This is a genomic window from Streptomyces sp. RKAG337, from assembly GCF_023701715.1.
In the GTDB taxonomy this organism is placed as follows: domain Bacteria; phylum Actinomycetota; class Actinomycetes; order Streptomycetales; family Streptomycetaceae; genus Actinacidiphila.
Map to the genome: position 1 here is coordinate 3197511 of NZ_JAJOZA010000001.1, position 18963 is coordinate 3216473.

The following is an 18963-nucleotide window of genomic DNA, read 5'->3' on the forward strand; positions in this document are numbered from 1 at the left end:
GCCCCCCGCCCGCGCAAATGGGGCCGGCCCCGAAACCAGAAGGTTTCGGGGCCGGCCCCATGAATGCCGAGCAGCAGGCGTTACGCGTCCTTGGACAGGTTCGGCGCGGCTCCGCCGGAACCCGCGGCCTCGATCGGCGGGGTGTCCGCGACCGTGACCTTCTCCTCGCCGCGGAAGGTGAACTTCTTCTCTTCACCCTCGCCCTCGGTGTCGACGACCACGATGTGACCGGGGCGCAGCTCACCGAAGAGGATCTTCTCGGAGAGGATGTCCTCGATCTCCCGCTGGATGGTCCGGCGCAGCGGCCGGGCACCCAGGACGGGGTCGTAGCCCTTCTTGCCGAGCAGCTTCTTGGCCTCGACGCTGAGCTCCAGGCCCATGTCGCGGTCCTTGAGGCGCTCGTCCACCTTGGCGACCATGAGGTCGACGATCTGCATGATGTCTTCCTCCGTCAGCTGGTGGAAGACCACGACGTCGTCGACACGGTTGAGGAACTCGGGACGGAAGTGCTGCTTGAGCTCCTCGCCGACCTTCGCCTTCATCCGCTCGTACCCGGTCTTGGCGTCACCCGTGGCCGCGAAGCCGAGGTTGAAGCCCTTGGAGATGTCCCGGGTGCCGAGGTTGGTCGTCATGATGATGACCGTGTTCTTGAAGTCCACGACCCGGCCCTGGGAGTCGGTCAGCCGACCGTCCTCCAGGATCTGCAACAGGGAGTTGAAGATGTCGGGGTGGGCCTTCTCGACCTCGTCGAAGAGGACGACGGAGAACGGCTTACGGCGCACCTTCTCTGTGAGCTGGCCGCCCTCTTCGTAGCCGACGTAGCCGGGAGGCGAGCCGAAGAGCCGCGAGACGGTGTGCTTCTCGCTGAACTCCGACATGTCGAGCTGGATGAGCGCGTCCTCGTCGCCGAAGAGGAACTCGGCGAGCGTCTTGGACAGCTCGGTCTTACCGACGCCGGACGGGCCGGCGAAGATGAACGAGCCACCGGGACGCTTCGGGTCCTTGAGGCCGGCACGGGTGCGCCGGATGGCCTGGGAGAGCGCCTTGATGGCGTCCTTCTGGCCGATGACGCGCTTGTGGAGCTCGTCCTCCATGCGCAGCAGGCGCGAGGACTCCTCCTCGGTGAGCTTGAAGACCGGGATGCCGGTGGCCGTGGCCAGGACCTCCGCGATCAGCTCCTCGTCCACCTCGGCGACGACGTCCATGTCGCCGGCCTTCCACTCCTTCTCGCGCTTGCCCTTGGCGGCGAGGAGCTGCTTCTCCTTGTCGCGGAGCGAGGCGGCCTTCTCGAAGTCCTGCGAATCGATCGCGGACTCCTTCTCACGGCGCACATCGGCGATCTTCTCGTCGAACTCGCGGAGGTCCGGCGGTGCGGTCATCCGGCGAATGCGCATCCGGGAGCCGGCTTCGTCGATCAGGTCGATCGCCTTGTCCGGGAGGAAGCGGTCCGAGATGTAGCGGTCGGCCAGGGTGGCGGCGGCGACCAGGGCGGCGTCGGTGATCGACACACGGTGGTGTGCCTCGTACCGGTCGCGCAGACCCTTGAGGATCTCGATGGTGTGGGGCAGCGACGGCTCGGCGACCTGGATGGGCTGGAAGCGGCGCTCAAGGGCCGCGTCCTTCTCCAGGTGCTTGCGGTACTCGTCGAGCGTCGTGGCACCGATGGTCTGCAGCTCACCTCGCGCCAGCATGGGCTTGAGGATGCTCGCGGCGTCGATCGCGCCCTCGGCGGCGCCCGCACCCACCAGGGTGTGGAGCTCGTCGATGAACAGGATGATGTCGCCGCGGGTGCGGATCTCCTTGAGGACCTTCTTCAGGCGCTCCTCGAAGTCACCGCGGTACCGGGAACCGGCGACGAGGGCGCCGAGGTCCAGGGTGTAGAGCTGCTTGTCCTTGAGCGTCTCGGGAACTTCACCCTTGACGATCGCCTGGGCGAGGCCCTCGACGACGGCGGTCTTGCCGACGCCGGGCTCGCCGATGAGGACGGGGTTGTTCTTGGTGCGGCGGGACAGCACCTGCATGACCCGCTCGATCTCCTTCTCGCGCCCGATGACCGGGTCGAGCTTGGTTTCACGGGCGGCCTGCGTCAGGTTGCGGCCGAACTGGTCCAGGACCAGCGAGGTCGAGGGCGTGCCCTCGGCCGGGCCGCCGGCACCCGCCGACTCCTTGCCGCCGCCGGAGTAGCCGGACAGCAGCTGGATGACCTGCTGCCGGACCCGGTTCAGGTCGGCGCCGAGCTTCACGAGGACCTGGGCGGCGACGCCCTCGCCCTCGCGGATGAGGCCGAGCAGGATGTGCTCGGTCCCGATGTAGTTGTGTCCGAGCTGAAGGGCCTCGCGGAGCGACAGCTCCAGGACCTTCTTGGCACGGGGGGTGAAGGGGATGTGCCCGGACGGGGCCTGCTGGCCCTGACCGATGATCTCCTCCACCTGCTGGCGGACCGCCTCGAGCGAAATCCCGAGGCTCTCCAGGGCCTTAGCGGCGACACCCTCACCCTCGTGGATCAGGCCCAGGAGGATGTGCTCGGTGCCGATGTAGTTGTGGTTGAGCATCCGGGCTTCTTCCTGAGCCAGGACGACAACCCGCCGCGCGCGGTCGGTGAACCTCTCGAACATCGTTAATCGCTCCTCAGAGCGGTCGGGCAGTTAGGGGGCGGTCCCCTCCCTGTCCTTCCGCATGCTAGTCCCGACAGCGGGGCAGCTCACTTCAACCGTAGACACCCACCTGGGCCCTTTAGTCCCACGCAGCCGACAACAGCTCCAACCTGATGGTGCGAGACGATGTTCCCGCAGGCCAGGTGAATAGACCTTTATCGAGTACGCCGATGGCGAACGCGCGCCCATCCGCCGCGGCCGCCGTCCCGTCCCACTAGGACTTTCTTACCCGCCGGCACCGACATTCCATGCCGCGCGGGGCCAACGGGTGCGCTAAGGGCGAACAGCCTTGCGCTCATCGGCCGCACCCCGGGCACCTCCGGCCGCCACGGAGCGTATCCGGAGCGCCACCGCTCGTAACCCTTGTGCTCCGCGGGAGTTGCATACGGCATGGGCTGGTACGAGCACGAGCTGGGTTGGCCGATCGCCGGTACGACGCCTCCGCACCTGGTCACCGGTGCGCGCTTCGACGCGCTGGAGGTTCCCGCCAAGGTGGGCTTCGCCGCACTGACACGCTTCCCGCGGCCCGGTGAACTGGGACCCGTCGCGCTGGACGGACGGCGGGTCCTGCTGCTGGTGGCGGCGGGTACGGCGGAGGAACTTCCCGGGCTGCTGGAATGGCTGGAATGGAGCGGAATCCCGCTCGATCTGACCGCCCTGGGTGCGGGCGATCTGATGCGGGCGCCGGCTCACCCCGAATGGGGACGCCGGGAGGCCGCCTACGACCGGACGGCGCCGGTCTGGCTGCGGCCTCCCCAACCGGGCTGCGAGGTGGAACCTACGGTGCCCGCGATGTGTTTCACGGGCCGCTCCGGTACCGATGGTGTGGGGGGACCCATCGGCCTGGTGGCGCTGGTCTCCGCTCTCGCGACGGCCTGCCACCGGGTCCGGCTGCTGGAGAATCAGCCGTGTTCCTTCTCGTACGCCTCGCGAATGGACGCGGGAACACGGCCGCGGTCATTGACCTCGTAGCCCTTGTCCTTGGCCCACGCGCGAATCTTCGCGGTGTCCTGGCTCGCCGAGCCGCCCCGCACGACCTTGGGACCGCGGCCACGGCCGACCCGTCCACCGGTCCTGCGACCGCTGTCCAGGTACGGGGTGAGCAGCCCGCGCAGCTTGTCCGCATTGGCAGTGGTGAGGTCGATCTCGTACGTCACTCCATCGAGTGCGAACGTGACGGTCTCATCCGCCTCGCCGCCGTCGAGGTCGTCAACAAGAAGGACCTGAACCTTCTGTGCCACCGGCTTCCCTTTCATCGAAAACGGATTAACGGTAAAAGCAAAGCGCCTTTTACGGAAAAACACAAACCCCTTGCGCGAAGCTGAGCAAGATGCCGGTGCGCGTACCGGACATACCGGGACCCTCAGAGTTGCAGCAGCATGCGGCTGTTGCCCAAGGTGTTCGGTTTCACTCGCTCGAGGTCGAGGAACTCGGCCACTCCCTCGTCATTGGAACGCAGCAGCTCGCCGAAGACATCACCGTCCACCGGTGTCTCGCCGATCTCGACGAAGCCGTGCTTGGCGAAGAAGTCGACTTCGAAGGTGAGACAGAAAATCCTGCGGACTCCGAGCCAGCGCGCGGTCTGCAAGAGCTTGGCCAGGACTTGATGTCCGACACCCTTCCCGCGCTGTCCCGGATGAACCGCCAGCGTGCGGACCTCTGCCAGGTCCTCCCACATCACATGAAGTGCGCCGCAGGCCACGACGGCGGCGTCCTCGTCGCGTTCGGCGACCCAGAACTCCTGGATGTCCTCATAAAGAGTCACCGTGGGCTTGTCCAGCAGGATGCGGTCGCGGACATATGAGTCCAGCAGGCTGCGGACGGCCGGCACATCACTGGTCCTGGCCCGGCGGATGGTGACGTCATTTGATACGAGGGGCATGGCCGGACGCTATCGTTCGTCGGGCTCGGGAGGCGCAGAGGGGTCCACGGACTGGACTACGCGCATTGCGTCCCTGAGGGCTTCCCGCTGTTCCGGTGACATCATGCCGAAGAAGTGCACGAGGGCCGCGGCCGGGTTGTCGCTCGCCGCCCATGCTTCGTTCATCAGTGCGGCCGAGTAAGCGGCTCTTGTGGATACCGCCTCATAGAGATAGGCGCGGCCTTCCGCCTCACGGCGCAGCCAGCCCTTCTGGTGCAGGTTGTCCATTACGGTCATGACCGTCGTGTACGCGATGGAACGGTCCTGCTGCAGGTCTTCGAGCACTTCGCGAACGGTGACCGGGCGATTCCACTGCCACACCCTGGTCATCACTGCGTCTTCGAGGTCTCCCAATGGACGGGGCACCCTCGAATACTAGTGACATTTGCCGGAAATGCCGGTTATTTAGCGAACCTCGTCGGTTCCGGCCTGCTGGACGGCCTCGGCCTTGGCGAACGCGGCGTCGACCGCCGCGTCCTCCTTGGCCTTGTTGGCCCCGCCCTGGTTCTTGATGATCGTCACGACGAGGCCGATGAAGAAGACCGCCATGACGAACGGCGGCACGAGCGCGGATACGTAGTCCATGCCGTCCAGCGTAGTCAGGCCGAGCGGGCTTCCTCGTCCGGGGGCGTTGCGCGGTGGTGTCCCGGGGGGAACACCTCGGCCGGCGTGGGGACCCGGCGGCCGGGGTCGGGGGCCGCGGGGCCCCTGGACGGCGCCGGGGCCGGAGCGGGCACCTGAGCGGGCCGTGCGGGCTTCTCCGAGGGCTTGCCCGACATGTCCGCCCGGTCGGGCGCGGAGCCGAACAGGAGGGCCGGCACGGGCGATTCCGTGCGGCCGCCGGGCAGCGAGAGCAGCCGTCCGCGGTCGGCGATCGTGGAGCGTCGGCGCGACGTGGGCATATGGGCCTCCAGGCGGGCTCGTAGATCGTTTTCGGCCAGGTCCTCGCAGCGCCGCAGCAACACGGTGCGGCGGCGGTGCTCGACCGTGCCACAGGGGTGACTCCGCAGCCGCCGCAGCGCCGCGAGGTCGTCGGGGCCCGGCAGGTAGCCGGTGTCGAGGGCGTCCCTCAGCCGCGCGAGATAACCGGCGGCGCTGCCCGGGAGTGCCTCGCGGTAGCGGGTCAGCTCGGCGAGGAGGAACGTCCGGAGCCGTCCGGCCTCGCCGACCGCTTCGTCCAGGGCCTCGGCGAGCCGGAGGTACTCCTGGAGGTCGTCGGGGACGGATGTCGTGGTGGCGGGTCGGAGGGCCGCTGCGAGGGCGCGCCGGAACACACGCAGTTCGTCCGCGCTGAACGCCATGCCGCCCCGGGACCCGTGTGGCGTGGGCATGAGACGACTTTAAGTGCTAAACGGACAAAATTCCCGTAACGACATGGCTGGATCTGGAGCCGTACCGCGGATGCACGCCGCCCGTCGGGGTCAGGTCGTCGAGACGTTCCGCTCGTAGACCAGCCGCAGCCCGATCAGCGTCAGCCACGGCTCGTGCACATCGATGATCGACGCCTCGCCGAGGACGAGCGGCGCGAGACCGCCGGTGGCGATCACCGTGACGTCGTCCGGGTCGTCGGCGAGTTCCCGGGCCATCCGCTCCGCGACACCGTCGACCTGGCCGGCGAAGCCGTACAGGATGCCGGACTGCATCGCCTCGATGGTGTTCTTGCCGATGACGCTGCGCGGACGGGCCAGCTCGATCTTGCGCAGCTGGGCGCCGCGCACCCCGAGGGCGTCCACCGAGATCTCGATGCCCGGGGCGATGGCGCCGCCCATGTACTCACCGCGCACGGAGACCGCGTCGAAGGTCGTCGCCGTACCGAAGTCCACGACGATGCACGGGCCGTTGTACAGGTGCATGGCCGCCAGGGAGTTGACGATCCGGTCGGAGCCGACCTCCTTCGGGTGGTCCACCAGGATCGGCACACCCGTCTTGATGCCCGGCTCGACGAGGACCGACGGGACGTCCCCGTAGTAGCGCCGGGTGACCTCCCGCAGCTCGTGCAGGACCGCCGGCACCGTCGAGCAGATCGCGATGCCGTCGATGCCGTCACCCAGCTCCATGCCGAGCAGCGGGTGCATGCCCATCAGGCCCTGCAGCAGGACCGCCCACTCGTCGGCGGTACGGCGCGAATCGGTGGAGATCCGCCAGTGCTCGACGATCTCCTCCGCGTCGAAGAGGCCCAGGACGGTGTGCGTGTTGCCGACGTCGATGGTGAGGAGCATGCGGGTCTCAGACTCCCGAGCGCAGGTCGAGGCCGATGTCGAGGATCGGCGAGGAGTGCGTGAGGGCTCCGACCGCCAGGTAGTCGACGCCGGTCTCCGCGTAGGCGCGGGCGGTGTCGAGGGAGAGCCGGCCCGAGGACTCCAGGACGGCGCGGCCGGCGACGTACGTGACGGCCTCGGCGGTCTGCTCCGGGGTGAAGTTGTCCAGCAGGATCAGGTCGGCGCCCGCCGCGAGGACCTCGCGCACCTGGTCCATGGTGTCGACCTCGACCTCGACGGCCAGGTCGGGGAACTCGTCGCGGACCAGCTTGAACGCCTGCGCGACACCGCCGGCCGCGATCACGTGGTTGTCCTTGACCAGCGCCGCGTCCGACAGCGACATCCGGTGGTTGACGCCGCCGCCGCAGCGCACCGCGTACTTCTCCAGGGCGCGCAGCCCCGGCGTCGTCTTGCGGGTGTCACGGACCTCCGCCTTGGTGCCCTCCAGCACGTCCGACCAGGCGCGGGTCGCGGTGGCGATACCGGACAGCCGGCACAGCAGGTTGAGCGCGCTGCGCTCGCCCGTCAGCAGGTCACGGGTGCGGGTGCGGACCGTCAGCAGCACCTGGCCGGGCTCGACGCGGTCGCCGTCCTCGACATGCCGCTCGACCTCGAACTCGTCGGTGCAGACGACCGACAGCACCGCCTCGGCGATCCGCAGGCCCGCGACGGTGCCCGCCTCGCGGGCGGTGAAGTCACCGGTGGCGAAGGCGTCCTCGGGGACGGTCGCGACGGTGGTGACGTCCACGCCCTGGTCGAGGTCCTCCTCGATCGCCATGTGCGCGACGTCCTCGACCTGGACGGGGTCGAGCCCCGCGTCGACGAGCAGCTGCGCCAGATCGGCGTCCAGACCGCACTCCAGCGGGTCGTGCTCGTACAGCTCCTCGTCGCCGCCGCAGCCGCACGCGTCACCGCAGCCGCCCGGGCCCTCGTCGGGCAGACCGACGGGCAGGCCGAACTGCGGCAGCGGAAGAAGGACGGGCTGAGGACGGTCCGGGGTACTCACGAGGGCTCCTTGAGGGCTGCGCGGGTCGTCCCCCGCGGGGTTTCTGCGGTCACCGGCAGGCTGTCGAGCGGTGCCTCTTCATTGCGCACCGGCGGGAAGTCCGCCGTGTCGGTGGTGTGGACGGCCAGCGTCCCGTTCGGCGTCAGGCGGACGACGAGGTGCCGGCGCCACTGGGCATCGTCCCGGTCCGGCCGGTCCTCGCGCCAGTGGCAGCCACGAGTCTCCTCCCGGCGGCGGGCGGCCGCGACCAGGACCCGGGACACCAGGCTCAGATTGGCCGCCTCCCACGTCTCGACGCACGGCTCGGCGGTCTTGCCGTCGCGCTCCAGATCCTCGACCGAGGCGGTGTGGAGACGCTCCAGCGCGGTGGCCGCGCCCGCCAGGCTGGCGGCGCTGCGCAGCACGCCCGCGCCCGCCGTCATGATCCGCTGGATCTCGTAACGGGCCTCGGAGGCCGGCAGCGGGGTGCGGGCCGGTGCGGGGACGACGGGGGCGCCCGGCGCGGTCGGGTCGGCGATGATGTCGGCCGCGATGCGCTCGGCGAAGACCAGGCCCTCCAGCAGCGAGTTGGAGGCGAGCCGGTTGGCGCCGTGCACACCCGTGCAGGCCACCTCACCGCACGCGTACAGGCCCGGCACGGTCGTCCGGCCCAGCAGGTCCGTCCGGACGCCGCCGCTCGCGTAGTGGGCCGCGGGTGCCACCGGAATCGGCTCGGTGACCGGGTCGATGCCGTGCGAACGGCAGGCGGCGAGGATCGTCGGGAAGCGCTCGGCCCACATCTTCGCGCCGAAGTGCCGGGCGTCCAGGAACATGTGCTCGGCGCCGGTCTCCTGCATGCGCCGGGTGATGCCCTTGGCGACGATGTCGCGCGGCGCCAGCTCGGCCAGCTCGTGCTGACCGGTCATGAACCGGACGCCCTCGGCGTCGACCAGGTACGCGCCCTCGCCGCGGACCGCCTCGGACACCAGCGGCTGCTGGCCCTCGGCGTCCGGGCCCAGCCACAGCACGGTCGGATGGAACTGCACGAACTCCAGGTCGCTGACCTCGGCGCCGGCCCGCAGCGCGAGCGCCACGCCGTCGCCGGTCGAGACGGCCGGGTTGGTCGTCGCGGAGAACACCTGGCCCATGCCGCCGGTCGCGAGCACCACGGCCTTGGCGTGCACGGCGCCGACGCCGTCGCGCTGGCCCTCGCCCATGACGTGCAGCGTGACGCCCGCGGTGCGGCCCGCCGCGTCGGTGAGCAGGTCCAGGACGAGCGCGTTCTCCACGGTCTCGATACCGGCGTCGCGGACCGCCTCCACGAGGGCGCGGGAGATCTCCGCGCCCGTCGCGTCGCCGCCCGCGTGCGCGATCCGGCGGCGGTGGTGGCCGCCCTCACGGGTCAGCAGGATCTCGCCGGTCTCGTCGGACGTGTCGAACTGCGCGCCGGTGGAGATGAGCCGGCGCACCGCGTCCGGGCCCTCGGTGACCAGCGCCCGCACGGCCGGCTCGTCGCACAGCCCGGCGCCCGCGACCAGGGTGTCGTCCAGGTGCTGTTCCGGGGTGTCGCCCTCGCCGAGCGCGGCCGCTATGCCGCCCTGGGCCCAGCGCGTGGAGCCGTTGTCCATCTGCGCCTTCGTCACGACGACGACCTTCGCCCCGGCGGCGGCGCAGCGCAGCGCGGTCGTCAGGCCGGCGACGCCGGACCCGACGACGATCACGTCGGCGGCGATCGCCCAGCCGGGGGCGGGGGCGTGCAACCGTATGCCGGTTCCGTTCATCGGGCGGCTCCGAATTCCAGGGGGATGTTGTCGATCAGACGGGTCGTGCCGACCTTCGCGGCGACGGCGAGGATCGCCGGGCCGGTGTGGCCGGGCGGCGCCTCGGTGAAGTCCGCGGCGTCGACGAGGGCCAGGTAGTCGACGGCCGGGCCGCCGTCCCCCGTCCGCTCCAGTACGGTGCGCGCCGCCGCTCGTACGGCGTCGGGGCCCGCCTGGACCGCGTCCCGGCCGGCGAACAGCGCGCGCGACAGGGCGAGCGCCGCCGGGCGGTCGGCGTCCGAGAGGTAGCGGTTGCGGCTGGACAGCGCCAGCCCGTCGCCCTCGCGGACCGTGGGGACGCCGACGATCTCCGCCGGGAAGTTCAGGTCCGTCGCCATCCGGCGGATCAGCGCGAGCTGCTGGGCGTCCTTCTGCCCGAAGAACGCGACGGCCGGGGCGGTGAGGTGCAGCAGCTTCGCGACGACGGTGAGCATGCCGTCGAAGTGGCCGGGGCGGGAGGCGCCCTCGTAGCGCTCCCCCATCGGGCCGGCCGTGATCCGCACCTGCGGTGCGCCGCCGGGGTAGACCTCGTCGGCCGCGGGTGCGAACACGTAGTCCGCGCCGGCGCCCTCGGCGATCTTCACATCGGCGTCCAGGGTGCGCGGATAGCGGTCCAGGTCCTCGCCGGGGCCGAACTGCAGCGGATTGACGAAGACGGTGACGACGACCTCGCCGGCCGCCCCCACGTGCTCGCGCGCGGTGCGGATCAGCGTCGCGTGCCCCTCGTGCAGCGCGCCCATCGTCATCACCACGGCGCGCGTGCGGCCGTCCAGGGCGGCCGCCCGCAGTTCCGCGGCCGTCTCCAGCAGGTGGGTGGTCATCGGGGTCCCCCGTCCGCGAGGACTTCGAGCAGTGCCTCGGCGAATTCCGGCTTGAGCATTCCGTTGGCGATCGCGCGGTCCGCGGTGGCCCGCGCCATCGCCAGATAGGAGGCGACGGCCTGCGGGGAGTGCTTGCGCAGCTCCGCCAGGTGCGCGGTGACCGTGCCCGCGTCGCCGCGCGCGACCGGGCCGGTGAGGGCGCCGTCGCCGGCCCGCAGGGCGTTGTCGAGCGCGGCGCCGAGCAGCGGGCCGAGCATCCGGCCCGGCTCCTCGACACCCGCCTCGCGCAGCAGCTCCATGGACTGGGCGACCAGGGTGACCAGGTGGTTCGCACCGATCGCGAGACCCGCGTGGTAGAGCGGGCGGGCCGCCTCGTCGATCCACTCGGGCTCGCCGCCCATCTCGATGACGAGGGCCTCGGCGGCCATCCGCAGCTGCTCGGGGGCGGTGACGCCGAAGGAGCAGCCGGCCAGCCGCTGCACGTCCACCGCGGTGCCGGTGAAGGTCATCGCGGGGTGCAGCGCGAGCGGCAGGGCGCCGGCCCGCAGCGCCGGTTCGAGCACGCCCGTGCCGTACCGGCCCGAGGTGTGCACGATCAGCTGGCCGGGGCGGACGGCGCCGGTCTCGGCGAGGCCGGTGACCAGGCCGGGCAGCGCGTCGTCGGGGACGGTCAGCAGGACGAGGTCCGCGCGGGCGAGCACTTCCTTGGGCTCGACCAGCGGCACGTCGGGCAGCAGGGTCGCCGCGCGGCGCCGTGAGAGGTCGGAGACCCCTGACGCGGCCACCGGCCGGTGACCCGCGAGCTTGAGGGCGGCGGCGAGCGCCGGTCCGACCCGGCCCGCGCCGACGACGCCGACGGTGAGACGGGCGGGGCGCGCCTCCGCTTCGGAGGGCATGGGGCCCGGGGTATGCGATGCGTTCACGCTGCGCTGGCCTTCCGTTCCAGTCCTGAGCGGTACCGGACGTTCTCGTCAATGCTACGCGAATGCTTCCCGGCCTCCCCGGGGGTCCATGGGATGGACGCCGGGCAGCCGGGAAATCCCCCTCGGCAGAAGGGGTGCCCGTGGGGCAGGATCGGTGCCATGGGCAATGCGATCGACGACGAGAAGGCAGCGCGACTGGCGGCTGTACGGGCTTGTGACCGGGTGCTGTCGGGCGGCAAGCGGCCGCTGATGCGCGAACGGCTGGAGCGCCTGGTGGCCGAGAGCGCGGCCGCGTACGACCTGGACCTTCCGCTGGACATGTACGGCGACGGCGTCGTCGCCACGCTGGAGCAGCGGGTGGCGGAGCTGCTGGGCCTGGAGGCCGCGGCGTTCTTCCCGACCGGCACGATGGCGCAGCAGGTGGCCCTGCGGTGCTGGGCGGGCCGGACGGGCAATCCGGCGGTCGCGCTGCACCCGCTGGCCCATCCGGAGGTGCATGAGCGCGACGCCCTCTCGGTGGTGGGCGGGCTGCGCACCGTCCATCCGACGACGGCGCCCCGGATGCCGACCGCGGAGGAGATCAGGAACCTCGACGAACCGTTCGGCACGCTGATGCTGGAGCTGCCGCTGCGCGACGCGGGCTTCCAGCTGCCCACCTGGGAGGAGCTGACCGCGACGGTGGCCGCCGCGCGCGACCGGGACGCCGTGGTGCACTTCGACGGCGCCCGGCTGTGGGAGTGCCCACCGCACTTCGGACACTCCCTGGCGGAGATCGCGGACCTCGCGGACAGCGTCTACGTGTCGTTCTACAAGTCGCTCGACGGCATCGCGGGCGCGGTGCTCGCCGGCCCCGCGGACCTGATCGCGGAGGCGAAGGCCTGGCGCCACCGGTACGGCGGGCTGCCGTTCCAGCAGTTCCCGACGGTGCTCGCCGCGCTGGCGGGACTGGACAACGAACTGCCGCGGCTGCCCTCGTACGTGGCGCACGCGAAGAGCGTCGTGGAGGGACTGCGGGACGGCCTCGAGGGCGCGGTGCCGTTCTTCCGGATCAACCCCCCGGTGCCCTTCACCCACCAGTTCCAGGTGTGGCTGCCGTACCCGGCCTCGGTCCTGGACGCGGCCGGGCTGCGGCAGGCCCTGGAGACGAAGTCCGTCGTGTTCGGCAAGTGGTTCGACAGCGAGGTGCCGGGGATGTCGGTGACCGAGGTGACGGTGGCCGCGTCGGCGCTGGAGTGGACGGTGGACGACGTCGCAGAGGCGGTGCGGGCGTTCGTGGAGCGCCTGGACGCCTGACGGCGGCCGATCCCCGCTGCCGCACGCGGCACGCCGCCGGCAGGCCTCCCGCGCGTCATTCCCCCGCGACGCGCAGCAGCAGCTTGCCGGTGGTGGTGCGGGTGTCCATGAGCCGGTGCGCCTCGCCCACCGAGCCGGGCGACCTGCCCGGCGACCGTGCCGACTCCGCCGGCCGGCGACTGGGAGCGGACCTGCGGAACCTTCGACGTGCCCGTCGGCAAGGCCGCGCTCAGCCACCACTTCGCGGTACTGCGCACGGCCGGGCTGATCGAGCAGCGCGACCAGGGACCCAAGCGCGTCAACCGGCTGCGCCGCGCGGAGTTCGACCAGCGCTTCCCGGGGCTGCTGGCGCTGGTCCTGCGCGACGACGGCTGACGACAGAGCTGGGAGCCCCGGCCTACGGGGTCTAGTGGCCGCCCGTGCCGGCGCGCACCAGGCCCGTCTCGTAGGCCAGTACCACCGCCTGGACGCGGTCGCGCAGATTGAGCTTGGTGAGGATCCGGCCGACGTGGGTCTTCACCGTCGCCTCGGACAGCACCAGCTTCCGCGCGATCTCACCGTTCGACAGGCCCTGGGCGACGAGCAGCAGCACCTCGCGCTCGCGCTCGGTCAGCCGGTTCACGGCCGTGTTGTCCGGGGCGCCGGAGCTGGGCAGCATCGGCGTGAAGCGGTCCAGCAGCCGGCGCGTCGTGCTCGGTGCGACGACCGCGTCCCCGCTGTGCACGGAACGGATCGCGCCCAGCAGCTCGTCCGGCGGGACGTCCTTGAGCATGAAGCCGCTGGCGCCGGCCTTGAGCGCCGAGAAGGCGTACTCGTCCAGGTCGAAGGTGGTGAGGATGAGCACCCGCGGGCCGCCGTCGTCCGGCTTGCGGTCCGGGCCGCCGCAGATCTGGCGGGTCGCCTCGACGCCGTCGAGTCGCGGCATGCGGACGTCCATCAGCACCACGTCCACCTTGGTGGAGCGCAGCACCTCGATCGCCTCCGCGCCGTCGCCCGCCTCCGCGACGACCTCCATGTCGGGCTGGGCCTGCAGCACCATGCGGAAACCGGTGCGCAACAGCACCTGGTCGTCGACGAGCATTACGCGGATCGCCATCGTGTTCTGGTCCTCTTCTGCTGGAAATCGGCTTCTGGGAGTCGGCGGGGATGACCCGGTGGGGCGGGACGGCGGGGGGCGCCGGGTGCGTCAGCGTCCCGTCTTGAGGGGCAGCACGGCGCTGATCCGGAAGCCGCCGCCGGGCCGTGGCCCGGCCTCCAGCGTGCCGCCGATCATGCCGATGCGCTCGCGCATCCCGATCAGGCCCTGACCGAGGCCGTCCTGGCCGCCGTCCTCGTACAGCTCGTGCTGGGAACCCCGCCCGTCGTCCTCGATGAGCAGGTCCAGTTCGGCGTCCGCGAAAACGAGCTGGACGGTGGCGGTGGCGTCCATGCCGCCGTGCTTGCGGGTGTTGGTCAGCGCCTCCTGGACGATGCGGTACGCGGTCAGCTCCACGCCGCTGGAGAGCGGGCGGGCCTCGCCGGTCACCTCGAAGCGGACCGGCAGACCGGCGCCGCGCACCTGCTCGACGAGCTCGGCCAGCTGATCGACACCGGGCTGCGGCACGTACTCGCCGCCGCTGTCGTCGCCCGCCCGCAGCAGGCCGAGCAGCCGGCGCATCTCGGCGAGCGCCTGGCGGCCGGTGCTGGAGATCGTCGACAGCGCCTGCTTGGCCTGCTCGGGCGAGGCGTCCAGCACATAGGCGGCGCCGTCCGCCTGCACCACCATCACCGACACGTTGTGCGCCACCACGTCGTGCAGCTCCCGCGCGATCCGGGCCCGCTCGGCGGCGACCGCGGCCTTGGACTGCGCCTCGCGCTCCCGCTGGAGCCGGGCGGCCCGCTCCTCCAGCTGGAGGTAGTAGGCACGGCGGGTGCGGAGGCTGTCGCCGATGACCCAGGCGAGCGCGAACGGGACGGACACGAAGATCACCTGGGCGATGCCGACCCAGGTGCTGGAGTACGGGTTGTCGTCCGGCCAGCGCAGCGTCGAGATCGGCGAGGCGCTCAGACCGCCGACGAGGGCGAGCCGCGAGGCCCAGCGGGCGCCGTTGGCGGCGGCGGTGTAGACGGCGACCAGCATCGCGAAGTCACCGGGATTGACCCGGACGTCCAGCACGATCTGGGCGATGCCGAGGGCGATGACCAGCAGCAGCGTGTTCTCCGGCGACCGGCGGCGCAGCGCGACGACGGCGCTCAGCCCGATCGCGATCGGGACCGCGGCCAGCCGGGAGAACGGCGACAGCTGGCTGTCCTCCATCACGAACAGCGCGCTGATCCCGAGCAGGACGAGAGCCCAGAAGCTGTCGACCCATGTCGGGTGTCTGCGGAGGAAGGAGTAGAGGCGCTGCACATTACCCAGCGTATGCAGGGGAATGGCGGTCCGGGGTCAACCGCCAGATCGATCTCGGGTACTCCGCAAGGTGGAGGGAACCCCCGTGAACCCGGCATTGGTCCCGTTGTGGTCCGGTATTGGTCCCGTTCCGCCCCGGTATCGCCCCTCAACGGACTCAGGGGGTCATCAACCGATCACCGGGGGCCGTCCGATCCCACCCCCGCGGACCTGCGGACCGGTCCCGCCCGGCCCCGGGGTCAGCCCGCGCGGCGGTGGTTGCGCGAGCGGGAGCGCTTCTCGATGTACATGCGCTGGTCCGCGGAGTGCAGGATCTCGTCGGCGGTCATACCGCAGCCGGCCCAGCCGATGCCGAAACTGGCGCCGACGCGCACCGCCCGGCCGTCGACCCGGATCGGCGGGACGATCGCGTTGCGCAGCCGCACCGAGAGGTCCTGCGCGTCGGCCGGACCCAGGCCGTCGGCGAGGACGACGAACTCGTCGCCGCCGAGCCGGGCCACGGTGTCGCCGTCCCGGACCACGCTCGCCAGCCGGCGGGCGACCTCGATCAGGACGGCGTCGCCCGTGTGGTGACCGAACCGGTCGTTGATCGACTTGAAGCCGTCCAGGTCGCAGAAGAGCACGGCCAGGCCCTTGCTGCCCGAGTCCACGCTCTCGTCCGGCGCGGTGGTGTGGGTGTGCAGGTCGTAGCCGCCGACCGCCCCCATGGGGCTGGCCATCTCGTCCGGGCCGAAGCCGTAGCTGAACGCGAACTCGTCGGGTGCGGCGTCGGACACCGCGTCGTCCGGCCGTTGACAGAGCCGGCTGGAGAGCCGGGCGCGCAGCTCCGCGCTGTTCGGCAGCCCCGTCAGCGAGTCGTGGCTGGCGCGGTGGGCGAGCTGCATCTCGCGGCCCTTGCGCTCCTCGATGTCCTCGACGTGGGTCAGCAGGAAGCGCGGCCCGTCCGCCGTGTCCGCGACGACGGAGTTGCGCAGCGAGACCCACACATAGGTGCCGTCGCGGCGGGCCAGCCGCAGCTCGGCCCGGCCGCCCTCGGCGGAGGTCCGCAGCAGCAGGCCGACGTCCTCGGGATGGACGAGGTCGGAGAACGAGTAACGCCGCATCACGGAGGCGGGGCGGCCCAGCAGCCGGCACAGCGCGTCGTTGGCGCGCAGCAGCTTGCCGTGCTGGTCGCCGCCCATCTCGGCGATGGCCATACCGCTGGGCGCGTACTCGAACGCCTGCCGGAAGCTCTCCTCGCTGGCGCGCAGCGCCTGCTGGTCGCGCTCCAGCCGGACCAGCGCCCGCTGCATGTTGGCCCGCAGCCGGGCGTTGCTGATGGCGATGGCGGCCTGGAAGGCGTACATCTGGAGCGCCTCGCACCCCCAGGGGCCCGGGTGCCGGCCGTTGGTGGGCTTGTCGACGGAGATGACGCCGATCAGCTCGCCGCCGATGTTGGCGGAGGCGTACATCGGGGCGTAGAGCCGGTCGTTGGGGTGCCACTCGTCCGGAAAGCGGGGCGGCGGGCCGTCGGTGTGCCACTGCGGGACGTCGTCGTCGACCAGGACCCAGCCCTCGGTGTGCGGTATGAACCGCAACATCCCCCAGCGCTCACCCATGTTCAGTCGGCGCTCCCACGAGGCGCGGGATCCGACGCGGCCGGCGAGCAGTGACTCGGCGGCGGCGCTTCCGGCGAAGGCGGCGACTACCAGGTCGCCGTCCGGGCGCACCAGGTTCACGGCGCAGAGTTCATAGCCCAGCCCGTTGACCACCCCGTCGGCCACGGCCTGCAGAGTGTCGGCGAGACTTCGTGCCGTATTGAGGTCTGCTACGACCTGGTGCAGCTGACGCAGGGTCGCGAGACGGACATACGGCTCCGACTCGGTGTCCATGCCTCTCTCCGAGCCCTCGACAGCAACTCCTGGGATTTCTTGTCGTCCGATTGCCACGGCAACTGAATCACAGCGAGCAGTTCGGCCGGTACACAGGGTCAACAATTCCTGCCCCTTGTGACTCAAGTCACAGGAGTTTGTCCGGGCTTGACCACGGAGCGTATGGCTTTGGGCCTAGGACCCGGCTAGTACCGGCCTAGGCCGGGCCCGGGCCGGTCCTGGTCCTGAAGCCCGATGCGCGGGGCCAGAACGGGGACGTACCGTCCTTGGTGTGCTGCAGACATCCGCTGTCCCCCATCCTGGGATCATGGCCCACCCCGACGACTTCCGCGCCGCGATGGCCCGCCTCGCGGCCGGCGTCGTTCTCGTCACCGCTCACGACCCGGAGGACGGGCCCCGGGGCGAGGACGTCGGTATGACGGCCACCGCGTTCCTGTCCGTCTCGCTCGAACCGCCGATGGTACTGGTGAGCGTTCGCACGGACTCGCGAATGGACGATCTGCTGGAACGGCAGCCGCTGTGGGCGGCGTCCGTGCTCAGCGAGAGCCAGCGGCACATCGCGGGGCGCTTCGCGATGCGCGGCCGGATCAGCGACCGGCTGCTCTTCGAGGACGTCGCCTACTACCGGGGCGCCCGATCGGGCGCGCCGATACTCGGCGGGGCGCTCTCGGTGCTGGAGTGCGAGACGGAACAGCGGATCACGGCCGGGGACCACACCCTCGTCATCGGACGGGTGCTCGCCGCGCAGACCCCGAGCGCCGCCGGCTCACCGCTCGTCTACTTCAAGGGCCGCTACCGGCAGCTCGACTGAGCCGATGGCCCAACAGCCCGGAGTTCCGGGGGTCAGTCCCAGGAACGCTGATCGCGGCCGCGCTTGGTCTCGCCGCGCTGCTTCTTGTGCCGCAGCCGCCGCTCGTTGATGCCACGCGGGATCTTCGTCGGACGGCGCGGTTTGGGCGGCGGAGCGGTGGCCGTCGCCAGCACCGACGCCAGCCGGACGAGCGCCGTCTCCCGGTTGCGCCACTGCGAGCGGTGCTCGGAGGCCTTGACCGTCAGCACGCCGGAGACGAGCTTGCCCGCGAGGCGCTCCAGCGCCCGGTCCTTCCAGACCGGCGGCAGGGATTCCGTACCGGCCAGGTCGAAGCGCAGCTCGACCTGGCTGTCACTGGTGTTCACATGCTGCCCGCCCGGCCCCGACGACCTGGAGAAACGCCACAGGAGCTCGGCCTCCGGGACGGAGACGGAGCCGCGAATGACAAGGGGACCGGACATGCGTCCTATGATCCCGTGTTCCGACGGCTCCCGTCACAGGGTTTTCCACGGTGGTTTCGGCCGCCGTCGCCAATCGTGAATCCTTCGAAGGGAACCAGACAGTCCTCTGACGGCGTTGTGACGGGTGACGGTAGCTTCGTCGGCAACAACCCATCTCCATGGAGGGGACTCCCAATGGCTGTAAGCCTGTCCAAGGGCGGCAACGTCTCGCTGACCAAAGAGGCGCCTGGCCTGACGGCGGTCACGGTCGGTCTCGGCTGGGACGTCCGTACCACTACCGGTACCGACTTCGACCTCGACGCGAGCGCCATCGCTGTGAACACCACCGGCAAGGTCTACTCGGACGGCCACTTCGTCTTCTTCAACAACAAGGCGACGCCGGACCAGTCCATCGTGCACACCGGCGACAACAAGACCGGTGAGGGCGAGGGCGACGACGAGCAGATCAAGGTCAACCTGGCGGCGCTCCCGGCCGACATCGACAAGATCGTCTTCCCGGTCTCGATCTACGACGCCGAGACCCGCAGCCAGAACTTCGGCCAGGTCCGCAACGCCTACATCCGCATCGTCAACCAGGCCGGCGAGGCGGAGATCGCCCGCTACGACCTGAGCGAGGACTCGGCCACCGAGACCGCGATGGTCTTCGGCGAGCTGTACCGCAACGGCGCGGAGTGGAAGTTCCGCGCGGTGGGCCAGGGCTACGCCTCCGGCCTCGTGGGTATCGCCACGGACTTCGGCGTCAACCTCTGACACCGG

Annotated in this window: 19 protein-coding genes and 1 pseudogene; 5 read left to right on the forward strand and 15 right to left on the reverse strand. The window is 70.8% G+C overall.

All coding sequences use genetic code 11. The annotated features are described in order from the left end of the window. Window positions 1-80: 80 nt before the first annotated feature. A complete protein-coding gene (locus LNW73_RS13995; protein WP_250977105.1) occupies window positions 81-2615 on the reverse strand; it encodes an ATP-dependent Clp protease ATP-binding subunit in 2535 nt (844 codons plus the stop codon). A gap of 429 nt (window positions 2616-3044) precedes the next feature. Between LNW73_RS13995 and LNW73_RS14000 the strand changes: the two genes are divergently transcribed. Then, a complete protein-coding gene (locus LNW73_RS14000; RefSeq protein ID WP_250977104.1) occupies window positions 3045-3626 on the forward strand; it encodes an SCO3374 family protein in 582 nt (193 codons plus the stop codon). Here the strand turns inward: LNW73_RS14000 and LNW73_RS14005 are convergent. The 10 genes from LNW73_RS14005 to LNW73_RS14050 all read right to left on the reverse strand — a co-directional run bounded on the left by LNW73_RS14005 (window position 3557) and on the right by LNW73_RS14050 (window position 11355). Continuing rightward, entirely contained in the window at window positions 3557-3895 is a 339-nt protein-coding gene (locus LNW73_RS14005) for a histone-like nucleoid-structuring protein Lsr2 (protein ID WP_138354121.1), read from the reverse strand. The genes LNW73_RS14000 and LNW73_RS14005 overlap by 70 nt on opposite strands. Window positions 3896-4017: 122 nt before the next feature. Beyond that, window positions 4018-4536, reverse strand: a complete 519-nt coding sequence (locus tag LNW73_RS14010) for an amino-acid N-acetyltransferase (RefSeq protein WP_138354120.1) — start codon at window positions 4534-4536, stop codon at window positions 4018-4020. 9 nt (window positions 4537-4545) lie between these two features. Further along, window positions 4546-4941: a BlaI/MecI/CopY family transcriptional regulator gene (locus LNW73_RS14015; protein WP_138354119.1), complete on the reverse strand. Its 396-nt coding sequence runs from the start codon at window positions 4939-4941 to the stop codon at window positions 4546-4548. A 39-nt stretch (window positions 4942-4980) separates the two neighbouring features. After that, on the reverse strand, window positions 4981-5160 hold the full coding sequence (locus LNW73_RS14020; RefSeq protein ID WP_138354118.1) for a hypothetical protein: 180 nt from the start codon (window positions 5158-5160) through the stop codon (window positions 4981-4983). Between the two features lie 14 nt (window positions 5161-5174). Next, window positions 5175-5906 (reverse strand): hypothetical protein, encoded by a 732-nt coding sequence (locus LNW73_RS14025; RefSeq protein WP_250990120.1) that lies wholly within the window; start codon window positions 5904-5906, stop codon window positions 5175-5177. A gap of 90 nt (window positions 5907-5996) precedes the next feature. Further along, window positions 5997-6794 (reverse strand): type III pantothenate kinase, encoded by a 798-nt coding sequence (locus LNW73_RS14030; RefSeq protein ID WP_250977102.1) that lies wholly within the window; start codon window positions 6792-6794, stop codon window positions 5997-5999. A 7-nt stretch (window positions 6795-6801) separates the two neighbouring features. Next, window positions 6802-7839, reverse strand: coding sequence for a carboxylating nicotinate-nucleotide diphosphorylase (gene nadC, locus LNW73_RS14035; RefSeq protein WP_250990121.1), 1038 nt, complete (start codon window positions 7837-7839; stop codon window positions 6802-6804). After that, window positions 7836-9599 carry an L-aspartate oxidase gene (locus tag LNW73_RS14040; protein WP_250990122.1) on the reverse strand — a complete coding sequence of 588 codons (1764 nt, stop codon included), beginning with the start codon at window positions 9597-9599 and terminating at the stop codon, window positions 7836-7838. Before LNW73_RS14040 ends, nadC begins: the two co-directional genes overlap by 4 nt. Continuing rightward, entirely contained in the window at window positions 9596-10459 is an 864-nt protein-coding gene (gene panC, locus LNW73_RS14045; RefSeq protein ID WP_250990123.1) for a pantoate--beta-alanine ligase, read from the reverse strand. Before panC ends, LNW73_RS14040 begins: the two co-directional genes overlap by 4 nt. Then, a complete protein-coding gene (locus tag LNW73_RS14050; protein WP_250977098.1) occupies window positions 10456-11355 on the reverse strand; it encodes a Rossmann-like and DUF2520 domain-containing protein in 900 nt (299 codons plus the stop codon). The genes panC and LNW73_RS14050 overlap by 4 nt, the downstream gene beginning before the upstream one ends. Before the next feature lie 78 nt (window positions 11356-11433). Here LNW73_RS14050 and LNW73_RS14055 point away from each other — a divergent pair, with 78 nt between their 5' ends. Next, window positions 11434-12675, forward strand: a complete 1242-nt coding sequence (locus LNW73_RS14055; RefSeq protein WP_374118096.1) for a threonine aldolase family protein — start codon at window positions 11434-11436, stop codon at window positions 12673-12675. Between the two features lie 177 nt (window positions 12676-12852). Beyond that, a pseudogene (locus tag LNW73_RS14060) lies at window positions 12853-13050 on the forward strand (ArsR/SmtB family transcription factor); the annotation flags it as partial. 31 nt (window positions 13051-13081) lie between these two features. On the opposite strand, the gene LNW73_RS14065 reads toward LNW73_RS14060, so the two are convergent. The 3 genes from LNW73_RS14065 to cdgB all read right to left on the reverse strand — a co-directional run bounded on the left by LNW73_RS14065 (window position 13082) and on the right by cdgB (window position 16935). Beyond that, a complete protein-coding gene (locus LNW73_RS14065) occupies window positions 13082-13771 on the reverse strand; it encodes a response regulator (RefSeq protein ID WP_250990125.1) in 690 nt (229 codons plus the stop codon). A gap of 90 nt (window positions 13772-13861) precedes the next feature. After that, a complete protein-coding gene (locus tag LNW73_RS14070) occupies window positions 13862-15064 on the reverse strand; it encodes a sensor histidine kinase (RefSeq protein ID WP_250977096.1) in 1203 nt (400 codons plus the stop codon). A 239-nt stretch (window positions 15065-15303) separates the two neighbouring features. Beyond that, window positions 15304-16935, reverse strand: a complete 1632-nt coding sequence (gene cdgB, locus LNW73_RS14075) for a diguanylate cyclase CdgB (RefSeq protein WP_250990126.1) — start codon at window positions 16933-16935, stop codon at window positions 15304-15306. A gap of 307 nt (window positions 16936-17242) precedes the next feature. On the opposite strand from cdgB, the gene LNW73_RS14080 reads away from it, so the two are divergent. Then, window positions 17243-17746, forward strand: coding sequence for a flavin reductase family protein (locus LNW73_RS14080; protein WP_250990127.1), 504 nt, complete (start codon window positions 17243-17245; stop codon window positions 17744-17746). 32 nt (window positions 17747-17778) lie between these two features. Here the strand turns inward: LNW73_RS14080 and arfB are convergent, their stop codons facing one another. Then, on the reverse strand, window positions 17779-18207 hold the full coding sequence (gene arfB, locus LNW73_RS14085; RefSeq protein WP_250990128.1) for an alternative ribosome rescue aminoacyl-tRNA hydrolase ArfB: 429 nt from the start codon (window positions 18205-18207) through the stop codon (window positions 17779-17781). 174 nt (window positions 18208-18381) lie between these two features. Between arfB and LNW73_RS14090 the strand changes: the two genes are divergently transcribed. Next, window positions 18382-18957: a TerD family protein gene (locus tag LNW73_RS14090; protein WP_138354105.1), complete on the forward strand. Its 576-nt coding sequence runs from the start codon at window positions 18382-18384 to the stop codon at window positions 18955-18957. The last annotated feature ends 6 nt before the right edge of the window (window positions 18958-18963 follow it).

What these genes read in the sequence shown, in the direction of transcription:
- LNW73_RS14050 (WP_250977098.1), bottom strand. Translation starts at nt 11,355, where the DNA reads ATGCCCTCCGAAGCGGAGGCGCGCCCCGCCCGTCTCACCGTCGGCGTC.
- cdgB (WP_250990126.1), bottom strand. Translation starts at nt 16,935, where the DNA reads ATGGACACCGAGTCGGAGCCGTATGTCCGTCTCGCGACCCTGCGTCAG.
- LNW73_RS14090 (WP_138354105.1), top strand. Translation starts at nt 18,382, where the DNA reads ATGGCTGTAAGCCTGTCCAAGGGCGGCAACGTCTCGCTGACCAAAGAG.
- LNW73_RS14030 (WP_250977102.1), bottom strand. Translation starts at nt 6,794, where the DNA reads ATGCTCCTCACCATCGACGTCGGCAACACGCACACCGTCCTGGGCCTC.
- panC (WP_250990123.1), bottom strand. Translation starts at nt 10,459, where the DNA reads ATGACCACCCACCTGCTGGAGACGGCCGCGGAACTGCGGGCGGCCGCC.
- LNW73_RS14065 (WP_250990125.1), bottom strand. Translation starts at nt 13,771, where the DNA reads ATGGCGATCCGCGTAATGCTCGTCGACGACCAGGTGCTGTTGCGCACC.
- LNW73_RS14000 (WP_250977104.1), top strand. Translation starts at nt 3,045, where the DNA reads ATGGGCTGGTACGAGCACGAGCTGGGTTGGCCGATCGCCGGTACGACG.
- LNW73_RS14040 (WP_250990122.1), bottom strand. Translation starts at nt 9,599, where the DNA reads ATGAACGGAACCGGCATACGGTTGCACGCCCCCGCCCCCGGCTGGGCG.
- LNW73_RS13995 (WP_250977105.1), bottom strand. Translation starts at nt 2,615, where the DNA reads ATGTTCGAGAGGTTCACCGACCGCGCGCGGCGGGTTGTCGTCCTGGCT.
- LNW73_RS14080 (WP_250990127.1), top strand. Translation starts at nt 17,243, where the DNA reads ATGGCCCACCCCGACGACTTCCGCGCCGCGATGGCCCGCCTCGCGGCC.
- LNW73_RS14010 (WP_138354120.1), bottom strand. Translation starts at nt 4,536, where the DNA reads ATGCCCCTCGTATCAAATGACGTCACCATCCGCCGGGCCAGGACCAGT.
- LNW73_RS14025 (WP_250990120.1), bottom strand. Translation starts at nt 5,906, where the DNA reads ATGCCCACGCCACACGGGTCCCGGGGCGGCATGGCGTTCAGCGCGGAC.
- LNW73_RS14020 (WP_138354118.1), bottom strand. Translation starts at nt 5,160, where the DNA reads ATGGACTACGTATCCGCGCTCGTGCCGCCGTTCGTCATGGCGGTCTTC.
- arfB (WP_250990128.1), bottom strand. Translation starts at nt 18,207, where the DNA reads ATGTCCGGTCCCCTTGTCATTCGCGGCTCCGTCTCCGTCCCGGAGGCC.
- LNW73_RS14055 (WP_374118096.1), top strand. Translation starts at nt 11,434, where the DNA reads ATGCTACGCGAATGCTTCCCGGCCTCCCCGGGGGTCCATGGGATGGAC.